The 25613-nt window shown below is 61.2% G+C and carries 21 protein-coding genes and 1 pseudogene; 10 read left to right on the top strand and 12 right to left on the bottom strand.

Annotated features, from left to right (window positions below):
* Positions 1–1064 precede the first annotated feature (1064 nt).
* From NL528_RS32425 to NL528_RS32440, 4 genes are all read right to left on the bottom strand, one after another.
* On the bottom strand, positions 1065–2135 hold the full coding sequence (locus NL528_RS32425; RefSeq protein WP_309178443.1) for a toprim domain-containing protein: 1071 nt from the start codon (positions 2133–2135) through the stop codon (positions 1065–1067).
* Entirely contained in the window at positions 2135–2569 is a 435-nt protein-coding gene (locus NL528_RS47275) for a hypothetical protein (RefSeq protein WP_375143915.1), read from the bottom strand. The genes NL528_RS32425 and NL528_RS47275 overlap by 1 nt, the downstream gene beginning before the upstream one ends.
* 101 nt (positions 2570–2670) lie before the next feature.
* Positions 2671–3621 carry a zincin-like metallopeptidase domain-containing protein gene (locus NL528_RS32435; protein WP_309178444.1) on the bottom strand — a complete coding sequence of 317 codons (951 nt, stop codon included), beginning with the start codon at positions 3619–3621 and terminating at the stop codon, positions 2671–2673.
* 1007 nt (positions 3622–4628) lie between these two features.
* The gene (locus NL528_RS32440) at positions 4629–4916 is read right to left on the bottom strand and encodes a helix-turn-helix domain-containing protein (RefSeq protein WP_309178445.1); all 288 of its coding nucleotides are present in this window, start codon (positions 4914–4916) and stop codon (positions 4629–4631) included.
* 1878 nt (positions 4917–6794) lie between these two features.
* On the opposite strand from NL528_RS32440, the gene NL528_RS32445 reads away from it, so the two are divergent.
* Positions 6795–7889 (top strand): hypothetical protein, encoded by a 1095-nt coding sequence (locus NL528_RS32445; protein ID WP_309178446.1) that lies wholly within the window; start codon positions 6795–6797, stop codon positions 7887–7889.
* 74 nt (positions 7890–7963) lie between these two features.
* On the opposite strand, the gene NL528_RS32450 is transcribed toward NL528_RS32445, so the two are convergent.
* The 5 genes from NL528_RS32450 to NL528_RS32470 form a co-directional block, all read right to left on the bottom strand.
* Positions 7964–8746 (bottom strand): enoyl-CoA hydratase/isomerase family protein, encoded by a 783-nt coding sequence (locus tag NL528_RS32450; RefSeq protein ID WP_309178447.1) that lies wholly within the window; start codon positions 8744–8746, stop codon positions 7964–7966.
* Between the two features lie 71 nt (positions 8747–8817).
* Positions 8818–10914 (bottom strand): molybdopterin-dependent oxidoreductase, encoded by a 2097-nt coding sequence (locus NL528_RS32455; RefSeq protein ID WP_309178448.1) that lies wholly within the window; start codon positions 10912–10914, stop codon positions 8818–8820.
* Between the two features lie 84 nt (positions 10915–10998).
* The gene (gene fabG / locus NL528_RS32460; RefSeq protein WP_309178449.1) at positions 10999–11751 is read right to left on the bottom strand and encodes a 3-oxoacyl-ACP reductase FabG; all 753 of its coding nucleotides are present in this window, start codon (positions 11749–11751) and stop codon (positions 10999–11001) included.
* A gap of 6 nt (positions 11752–11757) precedes the next feature.
* A complete protein-coding gene (locus NL528_RS32465) occupies positions 11758–13131 on the bottom strand; it encodes an MmgE/PrpD family protein (RefSeq protein ID WP_309178450.1) in 1374 nt (457 codons plus the stop codon).
* A 5-nt stretch (positions 13132–13136) separates the two neighbouring features.
* Entirely contained in the window at positions 13137–14207 is a 1071-nt protein-coding gene (locus NL528_RS32470; RefSeq protein WP_309178451.1) for an extracellular solute-binding protein, read from the bottom strand.
* Positions 14208–14353: 146 nt separating this feature from the next.
* Between NL528_RS32470 and NL528_RS32475 the strand changes: the two genes are divergently transcribed.
* From NL528_RS32475 to NL528_RS32490, 4 genes are read left to right on the top strand one after another with little or no spacing between them, the layout of a single operon-like run.
* Complete coding sequence (locus NL528_RS32475; RefSeq protein WP_309178452.1) at positions 14354–15328, top strand: tripartite tricarboxylate transporter substrate binding protein; 975 nt, start codon at positions 14354–14356, stop codon at positions 15326–15328.
* Between the two features lie 26 nt (positions 15329–15354).
* Positions 15355–15825 carry a 2Fe-2S iron-sulfur cluster-binding protein gene (locus tag NL528_RS32480; RefSeq protein ID WP_309178453.1) on the top strand — a complete coding sequence of 157 codons (471 nt, stop codon included), beginning with the start codon at positions 15355–15357 and terminating at the stop codon, positions 15823–15825.
* Positions 15822–17963: a molybdopterin cofactor-binding domain-containing protein gene (locus NL528_RS32485; protein WP_309178454.1), complete on the top strand. Its 2142-nt coding sequence runs from the start codon at positions 15822–15824 to the stop codon at positions 17961–17963. Before NL528_RS32480 ends, NL528_RS32485 begins: the two co-directional genes overlap by 4 nt.
* Positions 17960–18667, top strand: a complete 708-nt coding sequence (locus NL528_RS32490; protein ID WP_309178455.1) for a substrate-binding domain-containing protein — start codon at positions 17960–17962, stop codon at positions 18665–18667. The genes NL528_RS32485 and NL528_RS32490 overlap by 4 nt, the downstream gene beginning before the upstream one ends.
* Positions 18668–18688: 21 nt before the next feature.
* Here NL528_RS32490 and NL528_RS32495 read toward each other — a convergent pair.
* Positions 18689–18884 (bottom strand): annotated as a pseudogene (locus tag NL528_RS32495) (SDR family oxidoreductase); the annotation flags it as partial.
* 61 nt (positions 18885–18945) lie between these two features.
* Here NL528_RS32495 and NL528_RS32500 point away from each other — a divergent pair.
* The 4 genes from NL528_RS32500 to NL528_RS32515 all read left to right on the top strand — a co-directional run bounded on the left by NL528_RS32500 (position 18946) and on the right by NL528_RS32515 (position 23961).
* Positions 18946–19167, top strand: coding sequence for a hypothetical protein (locus tag NL528_RS32500; protein ID WP_309178456.1), 222 nt, complete (start codon positions 18946–18948; stop codon positions 19165–19167).
* A 177-nt stretch (positions 19168–19344) separates the two neighbouring features.
* Positions 19345–19563, top strand: a complete 219-nt coding sequence (locus NL528_RS32505) for a hypothetical protein (RefSeq protein WP_309178458.1) — start codon at positions 19345–19347, stop codon at positions 19561–19563.
* 537 nt (positions 19564–20100) lie between these two features.
* Positions 20101–21279 carry a LysM peptidoglycan-binding domain-containing protein gene (locus NL528_RS32510; RefSeq protein WP_309178459.1) on the top strand — a complete coding sequence of 393 codons (1179 nt, stop codon included), beginning with the start codon at positions 20101–20103 and terminating at the stop codon, positions 21277–21279.
* A gap of 879 nt (positions 21280–22158) precedes the next feature.
* Positions 22159–23961: an NAD(P)/FAD-dependent oxidoreductase gene (locus NL528_RS32515; RefSeq protein ID WP_309178461.1), complete on the top strand. Its 1803-nt coding sequence runs from the start codon at positions 22159–22161 to the stop codon at positions 23959–23961.
* A gap of 4 nt (positions 23962–23965) precedes the next feature.
* On the opposite strand, the gene NL528_RS32520 is transcribed toward NL528_RS32515, so the two are convergent.
* Together NL528_RS32520 and NL528_RS32525 are read right to left on the bottom strand one after the other, a co-directional pair.
* Positions 23966–24442, bottom strand: a complete 477-nt coding sequence (locus NL528_RS32520) for a hypothetical protein (protein ID WP_309185098.1) — start codon at positions 24440–24442, stop codon at positions 23966–23968.
* Positions 24375–24596, bottom strand: coding sequence for a hypothetical protein (locus NL528_RS32525; protein WP_309185099.1), 222 nt, complete (start codon positions 24594–24596; stop codon positions 24375–24377). Before NL528_RS32525 ends, NL528_RS32520 begins: the two co-directional genes overlap by 68 nt.
* On the opposite strand from NL528_RS32525, the gene NL528_RS32530 reads away from it, so the two are divergent.
* Positions 24528–25118, top strand: coding sequence for a hypothetical protein (locus NL528_RS32530; RefSeq protein WP_309185344.1), 591 nt, complete (start codon positions 24528–24530; stop codon positions 25116–25118). The genes NL528_RS32525 and NL528_RS32530 overlap by 69 nt on opposite strands.
* Positions 25119–25613: the final 495 nt, after the last annotated feature.

Here is a 25613-nt window from a genome sequence, read left to right on the forward strand (position 1 = left end):
GTTCATTGTACCCTCCCAAGCTCACCGCAAGCAGATCGCGTCGCGCCCCCAGCAAAATCTGTTACCGCAAAAACATACGCTAGGCTTTTTCCGCTGCGGCGCATGATGGTTCTAACAAACCTCATCCCTCAGTCTCCCCCTGGTGATCGTTCCCCGCGGGGCGATGTTTCCGTCCTCCGCGGGACTGTTCATACGTTAGACCCACGAGAAATTGGCGCGCGAATGATGGTCATCTCATTTGCGTTATTCGCAAAGATGCCAATGCGTGTCGGAGCAATGCGATGTTTGACGCACCGGCAGAGCAGGGATTTCAGGCATTTTGAAAGGAGTTCTAACCAGCTGAAACCGCACAATACGAATAAAGACCTCTAAAACGTCTGATCTTGACCTACTCAAGGATTCAAGACAGTAGTTGTGAACTCTCCCGATGTTTCAATCGATGCAAATCGTCAGTCCATTCGCACGCGGCGGGCGATTCAATACGCAAAGGTATCCAAATGATCTTGCGATTGGACGATAACGGCCTATCGCTCCATGACCCCTGGAACTTTAAGACCTTGCATTTGGAGCTACCGGAGCGACTTCCAGAAGTCGTTCTTGGCGCGAGCCTAGAGAGGTTCGGACACATTGAAGGCGAGCACGCTTTTCTCAATGGTCAAGCTATTTCGTCGCTCGGGCCTAAGGACGGTCACGAGCGCTGGCGCGAGGCGTTTACCGCGATGCTAAGAACGGTAGCCCGTGGTCTGTCTCGTCGTGCTCGAACGTCATGGGGGACTCCTTTGGTCGAATCGGCCGCGCCCATCGCGGCCTTCATGGCGACGAAAGGCGGCGGGCGGACCGGACCTGCACCGCCGAGCGCAGCGACAGCGGCCGAAGCAAAGCGGAGGATGGCGGGAGCCGGCTATTTTGCCTCGCGATGTAAAGCGCCTTTAGGGCGCGACGGAAAATAGCCGGCTCCCGCCATTGCGTGGCCGGACCGCTCGCCGCAGGGTCGCCCTCTCAAGAAGGCCGTGAGCGCGGCCCCCTCCGACAACAGGAGAGGCTCCATGATCGACGACGTACCGTCAGAGCTGCGTAGCAGCCTTGTCCCCTGTTCCGGTCCAAACGCTCGTATTCAAGAACCGGACCACGTCTTCAGGGGCGAGTTGGATTTGCAACGCAGCACGCAGCGCGTTGATGTCGAAGTTCCGCAGATCCTCATTGAAATCGCCACACTGCGGCGACAGCACCATCGCCTCGATGCCGGCCGCCTGCGCCCGGTCGAACAGTCCTGCCACCGCGCCATCGCCCGCCCGATCGTCGTCGCGGACGATATAGAGCCGGCGCAGCGTTGCTGGAAACAGGATCGCTGCGAGATGCGCGGCCGAGAGCGCTGCGACCATCGCCATGCGGGGCATAACGCAGCGGAGCGACAACATGGTCTCGATGCCCTCGCCCGCCGCCATCACGTCACTAGCCGGACCGAAACGAACCGCATGCCCGAGAAGGTGGCCCATCGCCCGGCGTGGGGTATCGACTGGCGCCTTGTCGCGCCCAGACGGATCGAGCCATGTGCGGTGCGCGCCGGTGATGTATCCCTGGAGGTCGGTAACAGCCGCGATCATAGCGGGCCGCATTTCGGTTGTGGCGTCTGTCTCGGGACGGTAGTAGCAACGCGGATGGAATCGCAGGCTATCGATGCCATGCAAGTCGGTTATGCCGCGTTGACGTAGATAGGTTTCCACTACGGTGCCGGTAATCGAGTTCGACATCGCGAAGAGCCGCCGCGCCGATTCCGATGAGCCGGTCGGTACCGGTGACAGATGCGGTCGATAGTCTGATCCGGGTTCGGATCGTGGCAGGCTCAGGAAGCGGCGTGCCTCGTCGGCGACATCGCGGAAGTCGAGGAGACCGCAGCTTTCGCGGATGATGTCGAGGAGATCGCCGTGCTCGCCCGTCGCAGCGTCAGTCCATTTGCCGGCTGGTCGTTTCGGCGATTCCCTCAACCGGACGAACATGGAGCGGCCCGGCGTGTTTCTGACATCGCCGACCAACCAGTAGCTCCCCTGGCGCCTTCCGTTGGAAAGATAGTGGCGGCACACCGCCTCGGCATCGCGCGCGAGACGGTGCACCAGTTCGGAAGCGTCGCGCGGCATCACGCGACTTCCCGCTCGCTGATGCACGCGATGCGGAAGCGCTGCACTTCCTTGGCCGAGACGCCAACGCCGGCCGCGTCGGTGGGCACGAACATGCGCAGCTTCCAGGAGATGATCCCGTGGAAAAGGCCGTAAGCCTTGAGGCGGTTGCACATGCCGTCGGTGAAGCCGGACAGCTCGATGCGGTACGCGCCCATGACGCGAACCCGACGGAGCTTGAGGCCTTCGTCAAGTGTGAGGACAGTGCGGCCCTCCATCAGCACGGCGCAAACGTTGGGACTCTGCAGCAAGGTGCGCCGCGCGATGCTCTCGGCCAGTTGCTCGATCAAGACACCCGCGTTTACACAGCGGACGGTCGACTGGCTCAGCACCGGCTTGTTGAGAGGAATGTCGCGAGAGGGCGACAACGAGATTTTTTGGATAGGCTTCGTCATCTCAGATCTCCATGACGGGCGGCCGAAAGCCTCTCTCGACCTCCAACCCGTCACAGAAACCGGCCCGTCCTCTCACTCTCTCAGCAGACAGCGGAGACGCATCACGCCGCCTCGTGATCGGCGGCCAACGTCGTCGGGCCTGCCGCGAGATCGGGCAGGAAACCGAGGAGATAATCCGCGACCTTGCTGGCTTGCGAAGCCGCCCGCACAATCGCGCGATTGTCCTCGCGCAGCACCTCGAGCCATGAGCCGATGTAGTCGGCGTGCCGCACGGTGGGCACAATGCCGAGCGACGCACAGCAAAACGAAGAGGAAATCTCTGCGACCATCTCCTCGAAGGCGTATCTTTTGGTACCGTAACCGCCCGAAAGGTCGCGGTTGAGCCGGGAGGAATGCCCGCTGGCATGCGCCAACTCATGCAGAGCAGTCCGGTACCAATTGATCGGCTCAAAAAAGGCTGCCGGAGGCGGCACCTGAACGTAGTCTTTGGCAGGACAGTAGAAGGCCCGATTACCCCCGATACGAAAGTCGATGCCGGTCGCACCGATCAGCGCTTCGACCTGCGGCTCGACCATATGAGGCGATGGTGCGATGCTAGAAACATCGGCGGACAGGCCGTCACACTGATCGGTATTGAAGACCGTAAAGCGCTTCAGGAATGGAATCGCATGGGCTTCATCACCCGCCGTACTCGCTCGCTTCATCTCCTCGGCGGGCACGAAGCGGTCAGCATAGACAACGGTCGTACCGCGCTCGCCTTTGCGAACGCAGCCACCGAGCGACAATGCCTGGCGGAAGGTGAGCCAGCTCTGGCCTGAAAAACCCCGCTCGACGGCGGCGCCCAGCAGGATCAGGATGTTGATGCCACCATACCGCCGACGGGTCGCGGCGTTCTGAGGCAGCGCAAGCGGCGCCCTAGCCGCAGCCGTTTTCCAGGGCTGGACCCACGGCACGCACCCAGCCTCCAGTTCGGCGATAATTTTGCGAGTGATGTCTTCATAGAAGTTGGTCCGGTCGGTGCCGATTCGGGCCTTGCGAACATGTCTGGGCATCGCGGTTCTCCGCGACGGGCGCCGCGAGCCTCTCTCGCGACCATGAACCCGTCACGGCACACCCGGCCGTCTCTCTAACTCTTCGGTCACGCTGCGAGAACCTAAGGGGCTGGTCGGTCGATCCGCATCAAAGGCCAACAAGGAGCCATGGTGCGAGGCTCCATTTGGACGTAGAGGCGATGGGAAAAGCAGTTTGCGTAGCGCAAGCGCAGCTACTCGCCGGCGGCGAGACCAAAGAAGGCAGCCGCAGGAGCGTCAGCATAGCGCCGCCGTCAGGCGGGACGCGGGACCGACTGCAGTCCTGAGACCGGTTAAGAAGGCACCCGCAGGAGGGTCAGCATAGCGCCGGCGCGGAACGCGGCGGGACCCGGGACCGAGTGCCTCCGGCGAGGGACACCTTGTTGTGCGCGAGGGATCGAAGCCGCATGGCCGAGACGCTGGCGGCTCGGTTCACAAGAGCCCGGTGCGGCCCTTTCCGCACGCGCATCAAAACCAAAACCTACACCGGTGGAAGCTGGACCTCTTCCCGAGTCTTTGTCTCGGCGTCATAGATTCTAATCCGAAGCATGGGAAAACGCTTCTTCAACTCTTCTGCACCGGTCTTGGCCCCGTCCCTGGTCGCAAACTCGGCTTTGAATCGGCCGTCAACTTCGAGCGCGTAACCTGAAGCGGGCAATTCATGGGCAGTTGCAACCATCTTGTTCCTTCGCGCATGGAGCTGATCGACGGCAAATGTTTAGCGTGAGTCGTTCAGATCGCGCCAGCGGGACTATGCTTCCATTGACCACATTGTAAGCTATCGAGTGTTTTTGCCTCCGGCGCGACATATAGAATGAATTCGCTTCATTCCGTTTGAATAAGAGCGAAAAGGGGCCCGCACCGAAATGCTAAATAGGCTCCCTCGGACTGGCGCCAGTCGTTGTCCTAGACAAAGGTGAGCCGGCCGCGAGCGTCGTTGCGCACGCAGCCGACTTCCCTGCCATCCAGCAGAGCAACGAACTCGCTCATCATGCCTTTTTCTTCCTGGCCTTGGCCACGATGGCGTTGATATCGACGGCAGGCCTGGTGGATCCCCGGGCGGATGTTTGTTCGGTGCCCGCATCTAGGCGGATGTCCAGGGCGTCAAGGGCGCGAAGGATCAGCCCAAGCTCAGCGCGCGCGTGGCCGTGCTCGACGTGGATGACCCATTGGCGGCTGACGCCAATGCTCTTGGCAAACGTCGATTGATCGAGTTTGAGTTTCTTGCGGCGGTCGCGAAGGAAGGCGCCGAGTTCGACCGGTGTGCGTACGAGCATGGGATTTCCAGATGTCAACGTTCGCTTACTTTAGCATATGTCGGCGTTCGTTGACAATTTTAAAATGTCAGCGTTCGGCGACAACTTGGCCGGTCCAGCGGGACTCCCTGCCGACGACCCGACGTCCCGTCGGCGCCGCCGACGGACACGCCGCCGCCAGCGCGCTGGCGAAAGCGCTGGCCGGGAAATCCAACCATTCCGATTTCGTCGGCGAACACGACTACTGGTGGGGACACGGGACACACCACAACCCTATCGGTATGTGATCAGGCCCATATAAATCACCCGCGCCTGCTTGGCCTGAGCGCTGACGACGTCCTTGCGGCGAACGCCCGTTCATCGGGGCCGATCATCATCGGCATGGTGTGTACCTCCCTCAACAGTGACGGCCAGCGTGGACATTGCGCAATGTCGCTCGTTCGCGAGCGAGCCTGACGGGCACAGTCAAACAAAGTTTGGATTCGCACTGTCGGGCAAATCAGTGGTCGCCCGCAAATCAATATGCGTGTTCGAGGGACCAAAGGTGGCAGCGATATCTAGCGATGCCTATCATTCCGACAAAGGGAAGGCTCGTCGTGGTTTCAATGTAGGGTAAGCGACAGACTTGTCGGATCGACCGTTGATAGCCTGCTAGAATCATATGACTCTCAACCAGCGGGCCAGCATGGGGACGCGCAAATGTGCCCACAGCCTGTGGTCCCCGCTGCGTTACGATCTATCAATCCTGCTTCTGCTGATGTGCGGTCATCCGAAGTGGAACGCGCTATATCTCGATCAGCGCCGCCGCGCCCTTCAGGTAGTTGCGCCTATCGCAAAGTCGGCCGCTGTACATTCGACAAGCTGTGTCGCTGTGATGCCGGCGTTAGCCGCGAGAAGAGTATGGATCCGCTTGCAAGATGTGTTCGACGGTGTTGGGTGGCACCGCCGGCAACCCAAGAGACGCGAAGAATTCGTGCATCGTGCTCGACGACCTTCCTTCCGGCGTAGGTGCGGCTCAGACGGATCGAGTACTAGCGGCCCAACAGCGGCCCACCGCTATCCTCAGCGCCACCTTTCGGCGCGCATTCTACCGGGCTTTCTAGTGCCACCGTACATGCGAGCTGTGATCGCTCCTTTTTTCTTAGTCCACCCATCCTATTTGCACGCCAGATCACCCAATTCCCACACCAGCTCTTGGCAGCCCCCTTTTTCTCCGAAGTCTTCTCGTTCTCTATATCGAAGGCCCGGTTGACTAAAAACGTGAGGAAGCATGCAAGCAAAGAGCACGGAAAAAGGTCAAGAGCGGGCTGAACTACCTAAACTTGTAGCTTCTGAGGTCGCGCACCAGGTGACGATCCTCTGAAAGATCGTGCGATTTCGTCGGTGGCATGAATTAGCAATTCAGGCAGCTGATCCATTAACGCGCGAGCCGGCAGTCATGATACGACGCGTCGCCCTTCCTGCCCGTTATCCACCAATCGGCGCGTGGCCTGCACTCATGCGCGCGGATATGGCCGCCGCCTACCTGGATTACCGCGATACAGGCGAACTCGCGCGCGCCGTGGGCCGCGGGGAGGCACCACCGCCAATCGGCTATCACGGAGTTGGGCGGGCTCGAGAGCCAGTTTGGTCAAAGGCGATTATCGATAAAGTCACGGCACCTGGCAAGGCTATGGATCCAGATCGATTAGAAGGACAAGACTTGGTCTCCCTCGTATGAAACTGCCCCACACTGCGTTGAAGCTTCCCCGCTACTGCCGGCGAAAGCCACTGAAGAGTGGTCGATGGGCATACTTCTTTGAGCCGCCAACTTGGGCACGCAAGCAGGGCTGCGACGTCCAGGCTGAAGCGTTAGGAGAGGAATATGCAGCTGCCGTAGACCGAGCCAAGAATGTTCTGTTGCCCGCCTTCGACAGCTGGCGTTCAAGAGGATTGACCGACATGATTCCAGCTTCTCCAGTGCCTGGCACCTTCGATTGGCTGGTTTATCTTTTCAAGGGACATCAAAAATGGAAAGAAATTGATCACAAGACGCAGCGCTTTTACGAACAGGGGTTGGCACTTTTTGCAAACCACAAACTGAAGGATGGTAGCCGCGCGGGCTCAAAGCAGATTCCTGACTTTACGAAAAGATTCGTCGACGCAGTTTACGCGAAGCTGCTCGTTGTAGAAGACGAAGACGCGGACGGCAACGTCGTCAAGCGCGAGCGTCGCCGCTCTGCAAATGCATCCATGTCGGCTTGCAGGCGCGCCTGGTTTGTTGGTCAACGCGCTCGAGAAACAGAAGTGCCGGCGGTCAATCCATTCTCACGCATGGGCCTAAAAACCCGCGCGCTTGGCCAGCCTGTACGTGAGACGCCGACAGCGACTTGGGATGAACTCGTTGCATTTAGGGTAGCCGCGAACAAGCTCGGATACCGCTCAGTCGGGACGGCCGCGTTGTTGACTTGGGAGTGGTTGCAGCGGCAAGAGCACGTATTCGGCGCCTTCGAAATCTCGCATTATCGGCCAAAGGAGCGGCCGAACAGCGTGAAGATTGTGCATCCGAAGAATGGCGAAGAAGCCTGGTGGCCCCTATTCGACGAAACCGGCGAGCCCCTTTTCCCCGAGTTGATGGCGGAGCTCGACGCCATCAAGGAAACGGGGGCCTCGGGTTTGGTCTTTCGGCGCGATCATGGGCATCGCAGGTCGCGCGCCCCGCTCCCTTGGATTACGGAACGCAAGGACCTGCGTTACCTCCGGAGTGTCGTAAAAAAGATTGTCGCAGCAGCTGGGCTACGAAGCGAACTCTCATTTACTTCCTTCCGCCACGGTGGCTTCACCGAAGGTGCCGACAGCGACCTCACAGATGCTGAGTTACGCGCCGCGGCCCGCCATCGATCCCCACACCAACTGCCAACCTATGCCAAGCGCACGCGTAAACAACTGATCTCAGGCTCCAAGAAGCGCCGTGAAGAGCGAACAAAAGCAGCCCCTGCTCGCCCGTCGGAATGACCACCTAACGCGTCCTAAATCATTGATTAAGTCTACGGGCTCTCCAGGGCTCAGCTGGGAGCCGGTTCGCCGAGCTATTTGCCGGGCCACGAAGGCTTGCGCTTTTCGCTGAACGCTTTCAGGCCTTCCTTGGCATCCTCGGTCATCGCCAATAGCGCGATCTGGCTTTCGGTATAGGCGATGCTTTCATCGAACGACATCGAGGCGATCGCGCGCATGGCATATTTGCCGCGCCGGATCGCGGTCGGCGATTTGTCGACGATGCGGCCGATCAGCCATTCGACCTTGGCGTCGAGCTCGGCCGACGGCACGACGTAGTTGAGAAGCCCGGCGGCCTGCGCGCTTCTGGCGTCGAAGGGTTCCCCGGTCAGCGCCCATTCATTGACGAGGCGCGGCGGCGCCATCGATTGCAGCAGGCTCATCACCTGCATCGGGAACACGCCGACCTTGACCTCGGGCAGCCCGAAGATGACGTGCTCGGCGGCGACCGCCATATCCGTCATGCACAGCAAGCCCATCCCGCCGGCCATGCAGACGCCGCCCACCCGCGCAATCGCGGGCTTGGTGGCATTTTGCGACAGCCGCAACAGATCGGCGTAGTCGACGTTCGGCCTGGAAAAGTCCATCGCAAACGCAGCACCGCTGTTCTGCAAATCGGCACCGGCGCAAAACGCCTTTTCGCCCGCGCCGGTCAGCACGATGACCCGGACTTCCTTGTCGTCATGCGCGTCGCGATAGCCCTTCGCGATGCCGGCCACCACGTCAGCATTGATGGCGTTACGCTTGTCGGGCCGGTTGATGGTGATCCAGAGGGCCTGCCCGCGCTTTTCGCGTATCACGCTGTTATGGTCGGTCATTGTCCCAGTCGCCTGTTTGTCAGATGTCTGCGAACATTTGCGGCAGGTTGGCGGTGGACCGCAAGAGAGATTTAGCCCGCGGACGCGACCTTCTTGACCCAGACCTTGTTGTCATGGAAGGCGGCGCCGCCGACGGGTGCGACCGCCGCGGCCCCGGTCAGCGTGTTGATGCCGCGACCACCGATATGGGCCTTGTTCGGCTGGATCGATTCTGCGATCAGCACGCCGCGGCGAAGGCCGTCGAACACCTTGACGGTCAGATTAGTCTCGCCCCTGACGTTGCCGAGTGTGACAATCTCGCCGTCGACGACCCCAAGCGCGGCGGCATCCTCGGGATGCATCATCACCGAGGGTTTTCCCTCGCGCGCGGTCGACGATGGCGTTTCATTGAAGCTGGTGTTGAGGAAGCTACGCGATGGACTGGTCGCGAGCCGGAACGGATGCGCCTCGTCCGCCTCCTCGATAATGGTCCAATGATCCGGCAGCGACGGCATCTGCTGCCATGGCCCCAGACCAGGGTTGCCGAAGGGAGGATGCGCCCAGTCGGCCTTGAAGTGGAACTTCTTGTCCGCGTGCGCAAAACCGTCGAGGTAATGCGAGGTACGAAAATCGGGCTGGATGTCACGCCACAGATCCGCCTCCAGGGCTTCGATACCGCCATGACCGCTCTTCTGCAGCGTCACGTCGATCAGTTCGCGCGGCGACATTTCGAATCCTGGATGCACGGCCTTGAGGCGCCGGCCAAGGCCCTGAAGCACTTCATGGTTTGAGCGGCATTCGCCGGGCGGATCGATCAGCTTGGCGCCGACCGAAATATGCTGGTGGCCGCCGCCGTAATAGAGATCGTCGTGCTCCATGAACATGGTCGCGGGCAGCACGATATCGGCCATGGCGGCTGTCTCGGTCATGAACTGCTCGTGCACCGCCATGAACAGGTCTTCGCGGGCAAAGCCCTGGTGCACCAGCGTCTGCTCCGGCGCCACCGTCATCGGGTTGGTGTTCTGGATCAGCATCGCCTTGACTGGCGGGCCGCCTTTCAAGGCTTCCGTGTCTCCGGTCAGGATCCGCCCGATCTGGGACTGGTCGAGCCAGCGCGTCGTGCGGTCGATCGCGTCATGACCTTCGATGACCGACTCATTGAACTTCCAGATCCCGGCATTGTTGAAGAACGCGCCGCCGCCTTCATATTGCCAGGCACCCGTCACCGCCGGAATGCACAGCGCCGCGTGCATCTGCGCCGCCCCGTTGCGGCTGCGGGTAAAGCCGTAGCCGAGCCGGAAGAACGAACGCTTGGTCTGGCCGACCAGACGGGCGAAAGCCTCGATCTCCGCCACCGGCACGCCCGAAATCGACGAGGCCCATTCCGGCGTGCGTGTCGCCAGATGCGCTTCCAGCTCATCCGGGCAATCGGTGTAGCGATCCATATACGCGCGGTCCGCATAGCCTTCGCGGAACAACACATGCATGACGCCGCAGGCGAAAGCGCCGTCGGTACCGGGCCGCAGGATGATCTTGATATCCGCCTGCTTCATGGTGTCATTATTGTAGACGTCGACCGCTGCGATCCTGGCGCCGCGTTCCTTCCGGGCGCGCATCGCATGCGTCATCACATTGACCTGGGTATTCACGGGATTGGTGCCCCAGATCACGACCAGGTCGGAGACGCCCATCTCGCGCGGATCGACGCCGGCGATCTTGCCGGTGCCGATGGAAAATCCGACGCGGGCGATGTTGGCGCAGATGGTGGAGTAGAAGCGGGAATATTTCTTGACATGGGACAGGCGGTTGATGCCGTCACGCATCACCAGCCCCATGGTGCCGGCGTAATAATACGGCCAGACCGATTGGGCGCCGAATTCGCGCTCGGCCTGATCGAACCGCGCGGCGACCTCGTCCAGCGCCTCGTCCCAGGAGATCCGCGCGAACTGGCCGGAACCTTTCGGCCCGGTGCGGCGCATCGGGTAGAGCAGCCGGTCCGGATGATGGATACGTTCGGCGTAGCGCGCGACCTTGGCGCAGACGACACCGGCGGTATAGGTCTGCAGCTTGGACCCGCGGACCCGGCCGATGCTCTTGCCCTCGATCACCTCGATGTCGAGCGCGCAGGCCGACGGACAGTCATGCGGACAGGTGGAGTGGCGGATGTCGACCTTGGCGTGCTGGTTCATGCCCGATAGGTAACATCAAATGACCTTTTCGCCGAGAGGCATTATCCGGGAATACCCCAGCGAAAACGGCAGCAAAGCCATGCATCAGGCGCCCAGATAGGCCCCGCCATTGGCATGGATCGCCTGCCCGTTGATGTAGCGTGCGCTCGCTCCGCAGAGGAACCGCACGGTGGCCGCGACGTCTTCCGGCCGGCCCCGCTCGCCGCTAATGGTCTGGTGGGTCAGATGATGCGCCGGTTCGGGCTTGTCCTTGGGCCGCGGCGCGCCGATCAGGCCGGGCACCACGCAGTTCACGGTGATGCCGTCATCGGCGAGGTCGTGGGCCAACGCGCGGGTGAAGCCGATGATCCCCGCTTTCGCCGTCACCACATGCGCGCGATTTTTTGCACCCGTATGCGCGCTCAGGCCACCGATATTGACGATAGTCCCCGCGCCGGATTTGCGCAGCGCCGGCAGGCACGCCTTCACGCAATGGAAGGTGCCATCGAGGGTGACGTCAAGGATTTCACGCCACGCGGCATAGTCCATGTCCGCGAACGGCTTTTCCCGCCGCAGCGCGGCATTGTTGACGAGGATGTCGATCCGGCCGAACTGTTTTGCAGCCGCATCCGCCATCGCCTGCACCGCTTCGGCGTCGGCGACGTCGCCGATATGGACCAGCGCCCTGGCGCCCGCGGACTCGATCTCGCGCGCAACGTCTTCCGCCTCGGCGCGGTTGCTGCGCGCATTCACCACGATGGACGCACTGTCGCTCGCCAGCGCCAGTGCGATCGCGCGGCCGATATTGCGGCCCGCACCCGTAACGATGGCGACCTTGCCGGAAAGTTCCTTGGTCATGCAAACCTATCCACGCAACGACGATAATTCGATCTTGCCCTGATACAACCCCGCCAGCAGCTTCAACGCCGCATCGCCCCGCGCCTTGTTCCAGCCGCCATGCTGCGCGTTGAGCGCGAATTTATCGGTCACGTCCTGGCGCGTCAGCGGCTCCTGCGCGCCGCCGCGCAGATAGGGTTGCCGCTCTTCGATCACGCTGCCATCGCCGAGCGTGGCGCGGATATGGCCGGTGTAGTTGTTTGGATAGGGATTGTCCGGATCGATCACGAATTTCACCTTGGCCGCGAGCGCCAGCACGCGCGCATCGCGGATCGCGCTTTCCGTGAACGCGCCTAGCCCGACCCCGCCATGCACGAAACCGGTTGCCAGCAGATAGGGCGTGGCGAACTTGGCGGCATAGCCGTTGCGCGGACACTGCTTGTCGGCCAGCGGCTCCCACAGCCGGTGCACCGTCCCCTCTGCGACCTCGCAGGCGATTCCTGTGACGTCCTCGGGCTTGATACCGCGCGCGGCGAGCCGTCGCGCGCAATCGATATAGGGCTGCGCCATCGTTCCGCAGGGATACGGCTTGAACGCCAGCGTATCCGTCACCCAGCGCGCGCCGAAATCGCCGGTCAGCGCGTCGTAGTCGCCTTTGACGGTGTGGGCAAAGCCGTGGAACAGGCCATGGACGCCTTCGAACACCGTGCGCGGGCCGACGAATCCTCCTCGCGCCAGCAGCGCCGCGCGAATGCCCGATTGCGCCGCCCAGCCGGCATGCAGCCGCTTGGTCCAGGCGCCCTCGGCGAGATATTCGATGATGCCGCCCGCCATGCTGCCGGCAATGCCGAGCGCATCGACGATTTGTCTGACGTTGAGGCCGAGCGCCGCACCGACACCGGCCGCCGCCCCCATCGCGCCGAAGATTGCGGTCGGATGGAAGCCCGCCTTGTGGACGGCCTTCGGCACCACGAGACTTAAGCGGCAGAGTACTTCGGTCCCCACCGCAATCCCGATCAGTGCCATGCGGCCATCGGGGTTATGGCGCTCGCAGGCGGCCAGAACCGCCGGCACGATGACAGCCCCGGCATGCACCGGGCCGCCCTCGAATGTATCGTCAAAATCCTCGCCATGTGCGGCCGTGCCGTTGACGAACGCGGCGCCGGCGGCGTTCAGAGTGCGCGTGTGCCCGATCGCCGTGCAGGGTCCATCATCGTCGCAACCCGCCAGCGCACTCCTGATATAGTCCTCGTTGCGCGCGGTGACGCAGAGGCCGACGACATCGATCAGCAAATCCTCGCATTTGCGCGTGGTGGCGGCCGGCAAACCGCCCGGCTGCAACGCGACAATCTTCGCAGCGAGCGTCTCGGCGACAGACGTCCTGGGCAGTTCAGAGGTCATTCGGATCAGACGTGGAAGATTTTGGTGTAGCGCGCCTTGATCGAATCGCCCTCTTTTTCCACCGCCGCGGCGTCATCCTTCATGGTCTTGATGTCCTTCAGCGGCTTGCGTCCGGCTTTCTCGGCCGTCTGCGCATGGACGGAGCGCAGGCCGCCGACGTCGATGATAAGCTGCTGGGCCTCACGGCCAAGGCTGAACGACTGAAACAGCTTTGCCGCGTTCGGATTGGGCGAGCCCTTGAAGATGCCGTTCGGGCCGATGATCAGCGGCGAACCCTCGGTGGCATAGACCGGTTCGACCGGGCGGCCGGATTCCTTCATCTGAAAAATGTTGTACTCGTTGCCGTCGGCCATCACGGCGCGCTCACCGAGCTCGAGCTTTTTCGGCGGATCGGCGGACGATTGCACCTGCATGATGTTCTGCTTGGCGAGCTGTTCGAAGAAGCTCCAGCCGAGATCGCGCTGCATCTGGTAGGTCGCGGTCATGATGGTGCCGCTGTAGCCGGGATGCGCCTTGACGATCTTGCCCTTCCATTTGGGATCGAGCAGGTCGGCAAAGCTCTTGGGGGCGTCTTCCGCTTTCACCAGATTGGTATTGTAGGCGATGATTGAGAGCCAGACGCGGAAGCTTGCGAACTGGCCGTCGGGATCGCGGTGGTCGGCAGGATAGAATTTTGCGACATCCTCAGGCACATACGGCGCCAGAATGCCGTCGCGTTTCCAGACGATGAAATGCGCCGCATCCGACGAGTTCACGACGTCCACGGCGTGGATGTTGCTGGAATATTCCTGACCGATTCGCTGGAACACCCGTTCTGCGCCGGTGCGCTCGACGCGAACCGCGATCCCCGGGTATTTCGCCTCGAACGCCTTGGCCAGTTTTTCCGCGACCGGCAGGTCGGTCGAGGTGTAGTAGATCACCTGGCCTTCCTTCTTCGCCGCCTCGATCAGCGCCGGTGTGACCGATTCCGCCGGCGGCGCGTCGGCCATGACGCCGGTCGAGAATGCCGCGCCTGCCAGCACGGCGCCGGTGCCTCGCAGCACCGCGCGGCGAGAGATCCCTTGGTGTTTCATCATTTCATTCCCCGCGCTTGTTGGCGAAGTTGGGTACACCGGTTCTAGTCTTTTATTCCGATGCCGTATGCAGAGTCTATCGTCGACAGTGGCTTTGCATTGCAGCTAAACTCGCTGCAAGGAACAAGACTAAAGTTTGAGGGAGAGAAATGACGGGCTCAAGGTTTGCGCTGGCGCTGACGGCCGCTCTGCTGGTGATGCCGATCCTCAACTCGCCGTTACCCGCGGAAGATTATCCGGCGCGGCCGGTCCGGGTCATCGTTCCCTTCGGCGCCGGCGGGCCGGCGGACGTTACCGCCCGCCAGATCGGCAGCATTTTACAGGAAAGTTTCGGCCAGCCCTTCGTGGTCGAGAACCGGACCGGCGCCGGCGGGGTGATCGGCACGCTGGAGGCCGCCAAGTCGCCGCCCGACGGCTATACGCTGTTGATGATGTCGAACACCCAGACCGCGAATGAATCGCTGGTGCCGCAGCGCAAATATGAGCTGATGCGCGACCTAGCGCCAATCGCGCCGGTCAATTATTCCGACCTCGTGATCGTGGTCCACCCCGCCGTGCCGGCGAAGACGCTGCAGGAATTCATTGCGCTCGCCAAGGCCCAGCCCGGCAAGCTGAACTATGCTTCCTCCGGCCAGGGGACGCCGTACCACATGGCCGGCGAACTCTTCAAGGCCATGGCCGGCATCGACGTACTGCACGTACCCTACCGCAACAGCGGCGAGGCGCGCAGCGGCGTGATCGGCGGCCAGGTGCAGATGATGATCGACGCGGTTCCGGCGATGGCGCCCAATATCGCCGAAAATCAGGTGCGCGCACTCGCGACCACCGGCAAGACGCGCTCGACGGTGCTGCCCAACGTGCCGACGGTGACCGAGGCCGGCATTCCCGGCTATGAGGCCACAATCTGGCTCGGACTGATGGCGCCGGCGGGCACGCCCAAGCCGATCATCGACAAGCTCAATGCGGCCGTGAATGCCGCAATCAAACGGCCCGACATCGTCAAACTCTGGACCGCGCAGGGCGCAGTTCCGATGTCGATGACTCCTGAGGAATTCGACAAATTCCTCCGCGGCGATATTGTGAAATGGGCTGAAGTCGTCAAGAAATTCGATAAGCCGCAATAGAGATCCTTCAACCAAGGTCCGCCTCGATGCCGAGCGTTCGATTTCGCCTCAATGGCGCCGAGATGGATGTCGACGCCGATCCCGATCGATCACTGCTGGATATATTGCGCGGGCCGCTTGGCATGACCGGACCGCATTTCGGCTGCGGCGCCGGCGAATGCGGCGCCTGCAACGTCATTATCGGCGATCGCGCGGTGGCCGCCTGCGATACGCCGCTATGGTCGATCGTGGACAAGGACGTCACGACACCCGAGGGGCTCGGAACCGCCGAGCGACCGCATCCGCTGCAGCGCGCCTTCATCGCCGAGCAGGCGTTGCAGTGCGGCTATTGCGTTTCCGGCATCCTGATGAGCGCGGCCGCCTTGCTGATGCGAAATCCCACCCCCTCCAGCCAGGAGGTGAAGCAAGCGCTCGACGGCAACCTTTGCCGGTGCGGTTCGCACAACCGCATGGTGCGGGCGGTGCTGCGCGCGGCAGACGAAATGGCGGCGAGATGAGCCCGCAAACGCCCTCGCAGCCGCCGGCCCAATTGCCCGTAAGTCTTGCGGCAAACCCGAAACTGTCGTCCTGGCTGAAATTCTCGGCGCAGGGCCAAGTCACTGTCACGCCCGGCAAGGTCGAAATCGGGCAAGGCATCGTCACCGCGCTGGCGCAGATCGCCGCCGACGAACTCGATGTCGATATTTCGCGTCTGCAGATGGTCCGCGCGTCGACCGCCACCAGTCCCAACGAGGGCGTCACGTCGGGCAGCCTCTCGGTTCAGCAATCGGGGCGCGCGCTGCGACACGTCTGCGCCGAGGTTCGCCAGATCTTTCTCGAACTGGCGTCAGAACGGCTGGGTGTGGAGATCGACACGCTCGCTATCGAGGACGGCACCATCTCGGGACCCGGCAATGTCAGGACCAGCTATTGGGAGCTTGCCGGTGACATCAGGCTCGATCGCGACGCGACGCCTGGCGCGACGGCCAAACTGGCAACGCGACGCGCGCTGGCCGGAAATTCGGTCCAGCGTATCGATATTCCCGACAAGGTGTTCGCGCGGCCGCGTTTCATCCACGACTGCGCGCTGCCGGGAATATTGCACGGCCGCGTGCTACGGCCGGTGAATTCGCGCGCGAAACTCGCCGACCTGAAAGAAGATGGCGCTCGCGCGATTGCCGGTCTCGTCGCGGTCGTGCGCGACGGCAGTTTCGCAGGCGTCGTCAGCGAGACCGAGCATGGCGCGGAGGCGGCGCTCGCCGGCTTGGGCAAGGGCGCAACATGGTCTGACGGCGAGCCATTGCCTGACGAAAGCGACCTCTCGGCATTCCTGAAAGCCCAGCCGTCCGAGCTGACCATCATCGACGACAGAACGCCGCCAGCCGCTCCTGCAAAGACGCGCACCATCCGGCGGCAATATAGCCGGCCCTACATAGCTCACGCTTCGATTGCGCCATCTTGCGCAATGGCGCAGTGGAACGGCGACCGCGTTCATGTCTGGACCCATAGCCAGGGCGTCTATCTCTTGCGCGCCGATCTGGCGCTGGTGCTGAGACTGCCGGTCGAGAATATCACCGTCGAACATATGGAAGGCGCCGGCTGCTACGGGCATAACGCCGCCGACGACGTCGCGCTCGACGCCGTGCTGCTGGCGAAAGCCACGGGTGGCCGGCCGGTACGGGTGATGTGGTCACGCGAGCACGAGATGTCACACGCGCCATTCGGTGCCGCGATGGCGATCGAGATCGAGGCCGGTCTCGATGCCGAGGACGAAATCGTGGACTGGCGACATTCGGTCTGGAGCAACGGCCATGCCGCGAGGCCGGGACGCGCGGCGCAGCCTGCCTTGCTTGCGGCCTTCGAACTGGAAAATCCGTTCCCCCGCATGATCTCGAGCAATCCGCCACAGGCGAATGGCGGCGGCGCTGATCGCAATTCGGTTCCGCTGTATGATTTCCCGTCGTGGAATATCGAGAGCCACCGCCTGAAGACCATGCCGGTCCGCACTTCCGCGCTACGCACGCTCGGCGCACAGGGCAATGTGTTTGCGATCGAATCCTTTCTCGACGAGATCGCGGCCGAGCGCCATGAAGATCCGGTCGCGTTCCGGCTCCGCCACCTCCGCGACGAGCGCGCAAAGGACGTGATCCGCGCGGCCGCGAAGCGCGCGAAGTGGAGACCGGACAAGCAAGCCGGCATAGGTTACGGCATCGGCTTTGCCCGCTACAAGAACACCGGCGCCTATTGCGCGGCGGTGGCCGAGATCGAAGGCGAGAAGGATATCCGTGTCAGGAAGCTGACGCTCGCGGTCGACGTCGGCGAGGCCATCAATCCGGATGGCGTCATCAACCAGATCGAGGGCGGCGCCATCCAGGCCACGAGCTGGGTGTTGAAGGAGCGGGTCCGCTTCGACCGGCAGCGCATCACCAGCACGAATTGGACGGACTATCCCATCCTGCGTTTCAGCGAGGTGCCCGAGGTGGAAATTGAAGTGATCCAACGGGTAGAACTGGACCCGGTCGGCGCCGGCGAAGCCGCCCACGGGCCCGTCACGGCAGCCATTGCCAATGCGGTGTTCGATTGCCTCGGCGTGCGCGTCCGCGATCTACCGATCACGCGCGACAGCCTGATCGCAGCCATGGAATTGGGCTCATGAGTACCTTGAACATCCTGAGCGGCGGCGCGGCGCAGGGATTGGTCGGAAGCGTGGCGCCGGCGCTCAGGACGCAGACCGGCTTCGAAATTGGCGGCGAGTTCGGCGCGGTCGGTGCCATGGCCGACAAACTGCGCAAAGGCGCGCCCACCGACATGGTGATTTTGACCGCGGCGATCGTCGCGCAACTTGCCGAGGAGAAGCTGGTAGTCCCGGCATCGATCCGCGATATCGGCCTGGTCGAAACCGCGCTCGCGGTTCGCGCCGGCGACCCCAAGATATCGGTCACCGATGCCGCAGCCTTGCGGGAGGCATTTCTTGGCTCGGACGCGATCTTTGTGCCTGACACCAAGGTTTCCACGGCTGGGATTCATGTCGCGAAGGTGCTTGGGCAACTTGGCCTTGCCGAGAAAGTTGCCGATCGGCTGAAGATCTTTCCGAACGGCGCCACCGCGATGCGTCATCTGGCCGAGTCGGATGCGCGACACCCGATCGGCTGCACGCAATCGACCGAAATCATCAGCACCGACGGCGTCGTTCTGTCCGGCTCGCTGCCACCGGGCTGCGCGCTTGCGACCATGTACACGGCTGCGGTCACAACGCAGGCCACGTCAGCGCAACAGGCGCAGCGGCTGATCGATCTTCTGACAGCCGCCGAAGCACAGGAGCAGCGCAAGGGCGCAGGGTTTGTCAGCGGACCAAAGTAGCCTCACCCAGTGAACCGAGACTTAACGCGACAATTGCGTCAAGCCCGTCGGCGGACCGTCGATGGCGGTCCAGCCGCCGTCATTGTAAGGTGCTGCCGCTGACATAGCTCGCCGCATCCGAAGCCAGATATACGACGGCGGTCGCGACTTCGTCGGCGCTGCTCCAGCGATTGAAGACCGTGTGACCGGCATAGAGATTGTAGATATCCGGCCGCTGCGGCGTCTGCTATATGTGGTGGGATGTTTTTCCATCTCTCGCACTCGCCAGCGATCCTAGCTTGCCAATTCTCGATGATGCCGCGCTGAAATCCATGGAGCGCATACTTCACCTCGACTCACTCGCCTGCCAAGAGAGTGCCCTGCACGGGCTTGGGCATTGGCAGCCGGAGTACGAAGAGAGGGTTGCCGCGATCATCGACAACTTTTGCGAGGCCTCTCCAGAAGCCGATCCTAGGCTGTTGACCTACGCCAAATCTGCCCGATGCGGATGCGTGCTGTGATGCTGCGTTAGCCGCATCATGGCCTTGACGATAATCGCTCCGCGCGTTGGTCAGACTTGGGTGCAGTGCAGCAGCCCGCATTGGTGCTCACCATTGATTTCCTTTAATAGATTGAATTAAATTAGCGCTTTCAGTCCAGTGAATTTCGACCAAAGCAGTATCGTTGGAGTTTTTCCCATGAACTATCGCGGTATTGATTATGCCGTCACCCAGGATGTCGATCGGGACACTTGGAGATGGACCGTCGATCTAGATAGAGACACAGCAGAGTCGGGCCAGCGTAAGACACGGGAGGCCGCTCTAACTGCCGTTGTGATGACTATCGACCGTTGGATGACACGGCGGCAGGTGGCGACGGAGTCGGTTCGGGATACTGAGCATGATATCGTCGCCTGATCATGCTGAGAAAGTGCGACTGCTCGAGCTGATCGATCGCTGCCAACGGATCGCCGCTGAACGCGCCAACACACAAACCGTACGGCAGCTCTTGGCGGTTGCTGCACAACACATACTGCCGTCAAACGATAAGCCAATCACAGGCCGGACGCAGCCTTAGAAGTCGGGAGTTCAAATGAGAAATTGTGCTGCTACTGGGCCTATTCCCAACAAGTTCACGCAGAGAACACGCGGCTTCGGCCAAGCTGGCGGAGGGAGAGGAACTGGGTTCGAACCTTCTCCACATAGGCCCACGCGACGATAAGTAACCCAGCGTACGGAGCGCCTGCAACCGCCCTGCCAGGGGCTTCGCCCGATGGAGGCAATACCCGAAAGGACGACAACAAGCGCCTTTCTAGGCCAAAACACGCGGCGCTATTAGTTTCAGGTGTGGGTAACTCTAACGTCCCGTTTTCGGTGTCTGACCGGTACCTACTTCTCGCTGGAAAACGCTGTATAATGCTGACTTGCTAACGTTCCGGCCGACGGATGAACATCATGACTGCCACAGCTGTGAGCCGAATGGTCGTGCCGTTCATAGCTGTTGCGGCCTGTGGCGTGGCGCTTGTCTTCGCCGTCCAGCACGTCCGCCGCGAACCGCCGGGCGACACCAGGGTCGCAGCCATCGCGCCGGTGGTCTCAAAGCCGACAGCGGACGTACGAGATCCGGGTCCGGCAGCGCTCGCGGCGGCGCAAGCTGAAGCCACGGCCGCGTCGGCCGGGCTGGCCGGATCGCCCCCACCGCCGGACAGCGGAGACGGCGCGCCACTTTTCGACATCGCGCGTATCGAGCCGACCGGCGAAGCCGTAATCGCGGGCCGGGCGGCGCCGGGCGCGACGGTGGAATTGCTACGCAACGGCGAACTGCATGATCGCGCGGTCGCGGATCAATCCGGACAATTCGTTATGGTCCCGCCCCGCCTTCCCACAGGCACTTACGATCTGACGTTGCGCTCCAAGCAGCCAGACGGCAAGCAGGCTACGTCCAAACAGAGCGTGGCGGTAGCGCTTGAGCCGGGACCGACCGACCGGCCCATCGTGGCGCTGATGGCGCCGGACAAACCCACCGTCGTGCTGTCGCAGCCGGCTGCGCCAAAGCCGATGGCCGGCGCAGTGGCTGTGGAAGCGGTCGAGATCGAGCCGGACGGCAAGTTCCATGTGAGCGGTCGCTCGCAACCGGGCGCCGCAGTGGGACTTTATCTCAATGACAGCTTTGTTGCGTCGGTAACGGCCGGCGCGGATGGACGCTTTGCTGTCACGATCAACCAAGGAGTCGCACCCGGCAACTACCGCGTCAGGCTGGACGAGTTGGAGTCAAGTTCCGGCGCGGTGCGCTCACGCGCCGAAGTGCCGTTCAACGTTCCCGACACGGTGGTCACCGGGTCCCTGCCGGCGCAGGCTACAGCGTCCAAGCGGGCGGACATAGTCGCGGCACAGCAGCCGCAGCTGGCCGCCGCCGGGACCACCGTTCTGCCCGGAGGCTCGCCGCCCTCCACCGTGGTTGTGCCTAAGATCGCGACCACCACCGTCTCGCGCGGCGACAGCCTCTGGCGCATCAGCCACCTCACCTATGGCGCGGGGACGCGCTACGCCGTCATCTACAAGGCGAACCGCCAGCAGATCCGCAATCCCAATCTGATTTATCCCGGGCAGATCTTCGTCCTTCCGACGCAGTGAAGGCGGCAATAGCAGCGTCTGCAAAGACAGTTGTTGGCCCTTTTCGCTCGCGCTCGAGTATGCGCGGCTCGCCACCTGCGGCGGGTGCCTGCCTCGCTAGACAGACTACGGCACTAAGGCTTTCACGGCCGAACCCATAACATGGTGGCTTCCAGATCGGGGGCAAAACCTCGACAGGGAAAGCGTCAGGGTCAGGTTGCCAAGCGGCCTGACCCGCCATCCTTCGGGGAATGCAATGGGTACAAAGACAAGACCACAAACGGCGAAACGCAAGAGATCCAGGAACAGCCCGCCGCCGGCCTATGCAGCATCGATGGTCTCGATGGCCACGCAAAACCTGACCAATATGGTTGCAGTCAGTGCCGTCTCGGGCGCGGTTCGGCTCGCCCTTCTGGCCGCTAGGCATTTTTGGGGCACGCCAAAATTTCGCCGATGAGCGGTTATGGAAGAATATCGCGAGAACGATCCGATGAGTTTTCTATCCTGACCATGTTATGTATTGGAGTGTTCTTTTGCGTACGTCCGCTTTGCGCGGGGCCCAACAGCGGTCGATCGCGAATTCCGTTGGGGAGAGTCAGACTGTTCAGTCGTTACAATTAATACGCTCGCGATAGAGCGACGCGGAGGGCGGGGTGGCGGAGGAACCGTCATGCGTGTACGTTCTGTCGGCAGAGACCAGCGACCCGCCTGGCCCGCATTTTAACCCGATTGGCTGTTTCTCCCTCGCCTCTTCGCCGCAAAGTGCTAAATTCAAGTCTGTCCTGAAAGATCGAATGACGCCGCATGAGCTTGTCGCGTTCGCGAGTGCCTCGGCTTCGGTTCGTTGAACAAAGAAAAAGAGCGCAGGCTCTCGCCATCAGCACAAGGGAGGACATCATCATGCTCGACAAAGCCCCAAACGGAAAAGTATCTGATCTTCTCAATGCGCTCGGCAAGGCACTGTCCGCTGGCGAGGTAGGACGCGTTGTCGACCTCTTTCAGACAGACTGCTACTGGCGCGACCTCGTGACCTTCACCTGGAACATCAAGACCATGGAGGGCAAGGAACAGGTTCGCGACATGCTCAAGGCGCGGCTCGCCGATACGAAGCCATCGAACTGGAAAATTGCCGATAATGAGGACGCTTCTGAAGCGGATGGAATTACGGAGAGCTGGATACAATTCGAAACCGGGGTCGCACGCGGCTTTGGCCATCTGCGCCTGAAGGACGGCCGGATCTGGACGTTGCTGACGACCATGAGCGAACTTAAGGGACACGAAGAGCCGGTGGGCTTCGATCGTCCGATGGGGGCAAAACACGGCGCCGAACGCAATCGAAAGACATGGAAGGAAGAACGCGAGGCGGAAGCTGCCGAACTCGGCTACTCGCGCCAGCCCTATTGCGTCATCGTTGGTGGCGGTCAGGGCGGCATCGCGCTCGGAGCCCGGTTGCGCCAGCTCAATGTGCCGACGATCATCGTCGAAAAAAACGAAAGGCCTGGCGACAGCTGGCGCAAGCGTTACAAGTCACTCTGCCTGCATGACCCGGTTTGGTATGATCATCTGCCCTATCTGCCGTTTCCGCGGAACTGGCCGGTCTTCTCGCCGAAGGACAAGATCGGGGACTGGCTCGAAATGTATGCAAAGGTGATGGAGCTCAATTACTGGGGCTCAAGCGAATGCAAGAAGGCGTCTTACGACGAGAAGAGCCGCGAATGGACCCTTATCGTGCAGCGCGACGGCAAGGAAGTCGTCCTAAAGCCAAAACAGCTCGTACTTGCGACGGGAATGTCAGCCAAGCCCAATATGCCGAAATTCGAAGGCATGGACATTTTCAAGGGCGATCAGCACCATTCGTCGCAGCATCCGGGGCCGGACAAATACAAGAACAAGAAAGCCGTTGTGATCGGCTCGAACAATTCCGCCCACGATATTTGTGCCGCGCTTTGGGAAGCCGGAGCGGACGTTACCATGGTTCAGCGCTCGACGACCCATGTTGTGAAGTCGGACTCCCTGATGGAGCTCGGATTGGCCTCGCTTTACTCCGAACAGGCGGTCCAGTCTGGCATGACGACGGCTAAGGCCGACTTGATCTTTGCTTCACTGCCTTACAAGATTCTGCACGAGTTCCAGATCCCGGTTTATAACGCGATCAGGGAACGCGATGCCGATTACTACAAACGCCTCGAGAAGGCAGGCTTCCTGCTCGATTATGGTGACGACGATTCCGGTTTGTTCATGAAATACCTGCGGCGTGGATCCGGGTACTACATCGACGTCGGTGCTTCGGAATTGGTAGCTAATGGCAGCATCAAGCTGAAGAGCGGCGTCGATGTCAAAAAGCTCACGGAACATTCCGTCATCTTGAACGACGGGACCGAGCTGCCGGCAGATCTCGTCGTTTACGCCACCGGCTACGGTTCGATGAACGGCTTCGCCGCGGACCTGATCTCCAGGGAAGTTGCCGACAAGGTAGGCAAGGTCTGGGGACTAGGCTCAAATACGACCAAAGACCCGGGCCCATGGGAAGGCGAACAGCGAAATATGTGGAAGCCGACGCAGCAGGAGGGGCTTTGGTTCCATGGCGGTAACCTGCACCAGTCACGTCACTACTCCCAGTTTCTGTCCCTCCAGTTGAAAGCGCGATTGGAAGGCATTCCCACACCGGTTTACGGTCTCCAGAAGGCCCACCATCTGAGCTGATTGCCTATTCGATTGCTTTGAGCATGGTTCGGAGACGGCTGTGCCTGTCGGAAATCAAACTCGCACATACAGATGATGAAGTCCGCCGAGAAATGGCGTAGGCAAAATGCGACCAACGGCATGTACTGTTCGCGGCGACGGCGCGTCCTTGTTGACCGAAAGGTGCGTGCGAGCCTCGTGCAGCGGTTGGCCGATCCCGAATGCTCATCGCCCGAAGGCGGCGGATGACGACGTCGCCGTAGACGGCGTCGCGGTCACGAATGATGTATCGCGGCGCTACTTTCCAACCATAGGCCTCGGTGAGTTGGTGCGAAATCCATTCAGCCGTTGGGTGCGCAGTCACTCCCAGCCACAGGATTTGGCGGCGATCGTGATGCAGTAGCAGCAGCCCGTAGAGCTGTGCCTGTCGTAAATTAAATCCGGCCATATCGGTGATGAAGTCCGCCCAAGATTGGGCGACAAAGAATGTGCCCGGCGCGATCGACGGCGCGTGAGACCGGTGCGTCTTTCTCCAGGGATAGATGCGTGCGGGTTCCATTGTAATATTTCATGCAACAGAGTAGCAGGTGACGAAGGTGGCGCTCGCTGAATACAAGGACGTGGTCAAGGCATTCCCTGCGGATCGAACCGATCAGCCTTTCAGCATATCCATTTTGCCAAGGGGAGCGCGGCGACGTCGGTCGATCGCGAATGCCTATCGATCGGAGTCTGCGGATAAAGACCTCACCATAAGCCCTGTCCCGGTCACGGATGAGATAGCGGGGAGCCTGTTCCCACCTGCATGCTTCCGTGACCTGATTTGCGATCCATTCTGCGGTTGGATGCGCTGTGACGCCAAACCACAGAATATGTCGCCGGCCGTGCCCCATGATCAGCAATCCATAGAGCAGGCGAAACGAGATTGTCGGCACGACGAACATATCCATCGCAGCGATCCCGTCCGCGTGGTTGCGGAGGAATGTCCTCCAGCCCTGGGACGGCGGGTCTCGTCGCCTGACCATGTACTTGGCCACGCTGGTCTGTCCGATATCGACGCCGAGCTTGAGGAGTTCTCCATGGATCCGAGGCGCTCCCCACAGCGGATTGGCAATGCTCATCTCGCGGACCAGCCGTCGTATTTCGACCGCAACTGTCGGTCGGCCGGAACGAGGTCGTGATTTCCGGCACCAGTAAGATCTGAACCCGGCACGATGCCAACGGACGACAGTCTCCGGCTTCACAATCGTCAGCGCATTGAGGGTACTTGGCGCCAAACGAGACAGCCCAACAAAGATCAGGCGATCCATGGCACTGAAAGTCAGTCTCTTTGGCAGGTGCCGTCGCTGGATGTTAAGCTGATGACGAAGGACTAGGATCTCAGCTCCCAACGAGGCCCGCGACTGGAACAATAGGACCAGCACCGACCAGACCAGGCTGCAAGCTTCTCTCATAAGCCAGAAACATTGCGCGATTCGGCCTCACTTGCCAGCCGGATTAGGTTTCCGACAGGGACAAGCGTCTCAGTTTGAAATTTCAATTTCATCACGCTTGTAGCGTGGCAATAGTTCTCGAACTTTTGGAAAACGCATTGGCTAGGCGGGTTGACGTTGCCCTTGGTGTGCTTCTCGTAAATTAAATCCGGGCATATCGGTGACGCAGTCCGCCCAAGATTG

The organism is Bradyrhizobium sp. Ash2021 (assembly GCF_031202265.1).
Lineage (GTDB): Bacteria > Pseudomonadota > Alphaproteobacteria > Rhizobiales > Xanthobacteraceae > Bradyrhizobium.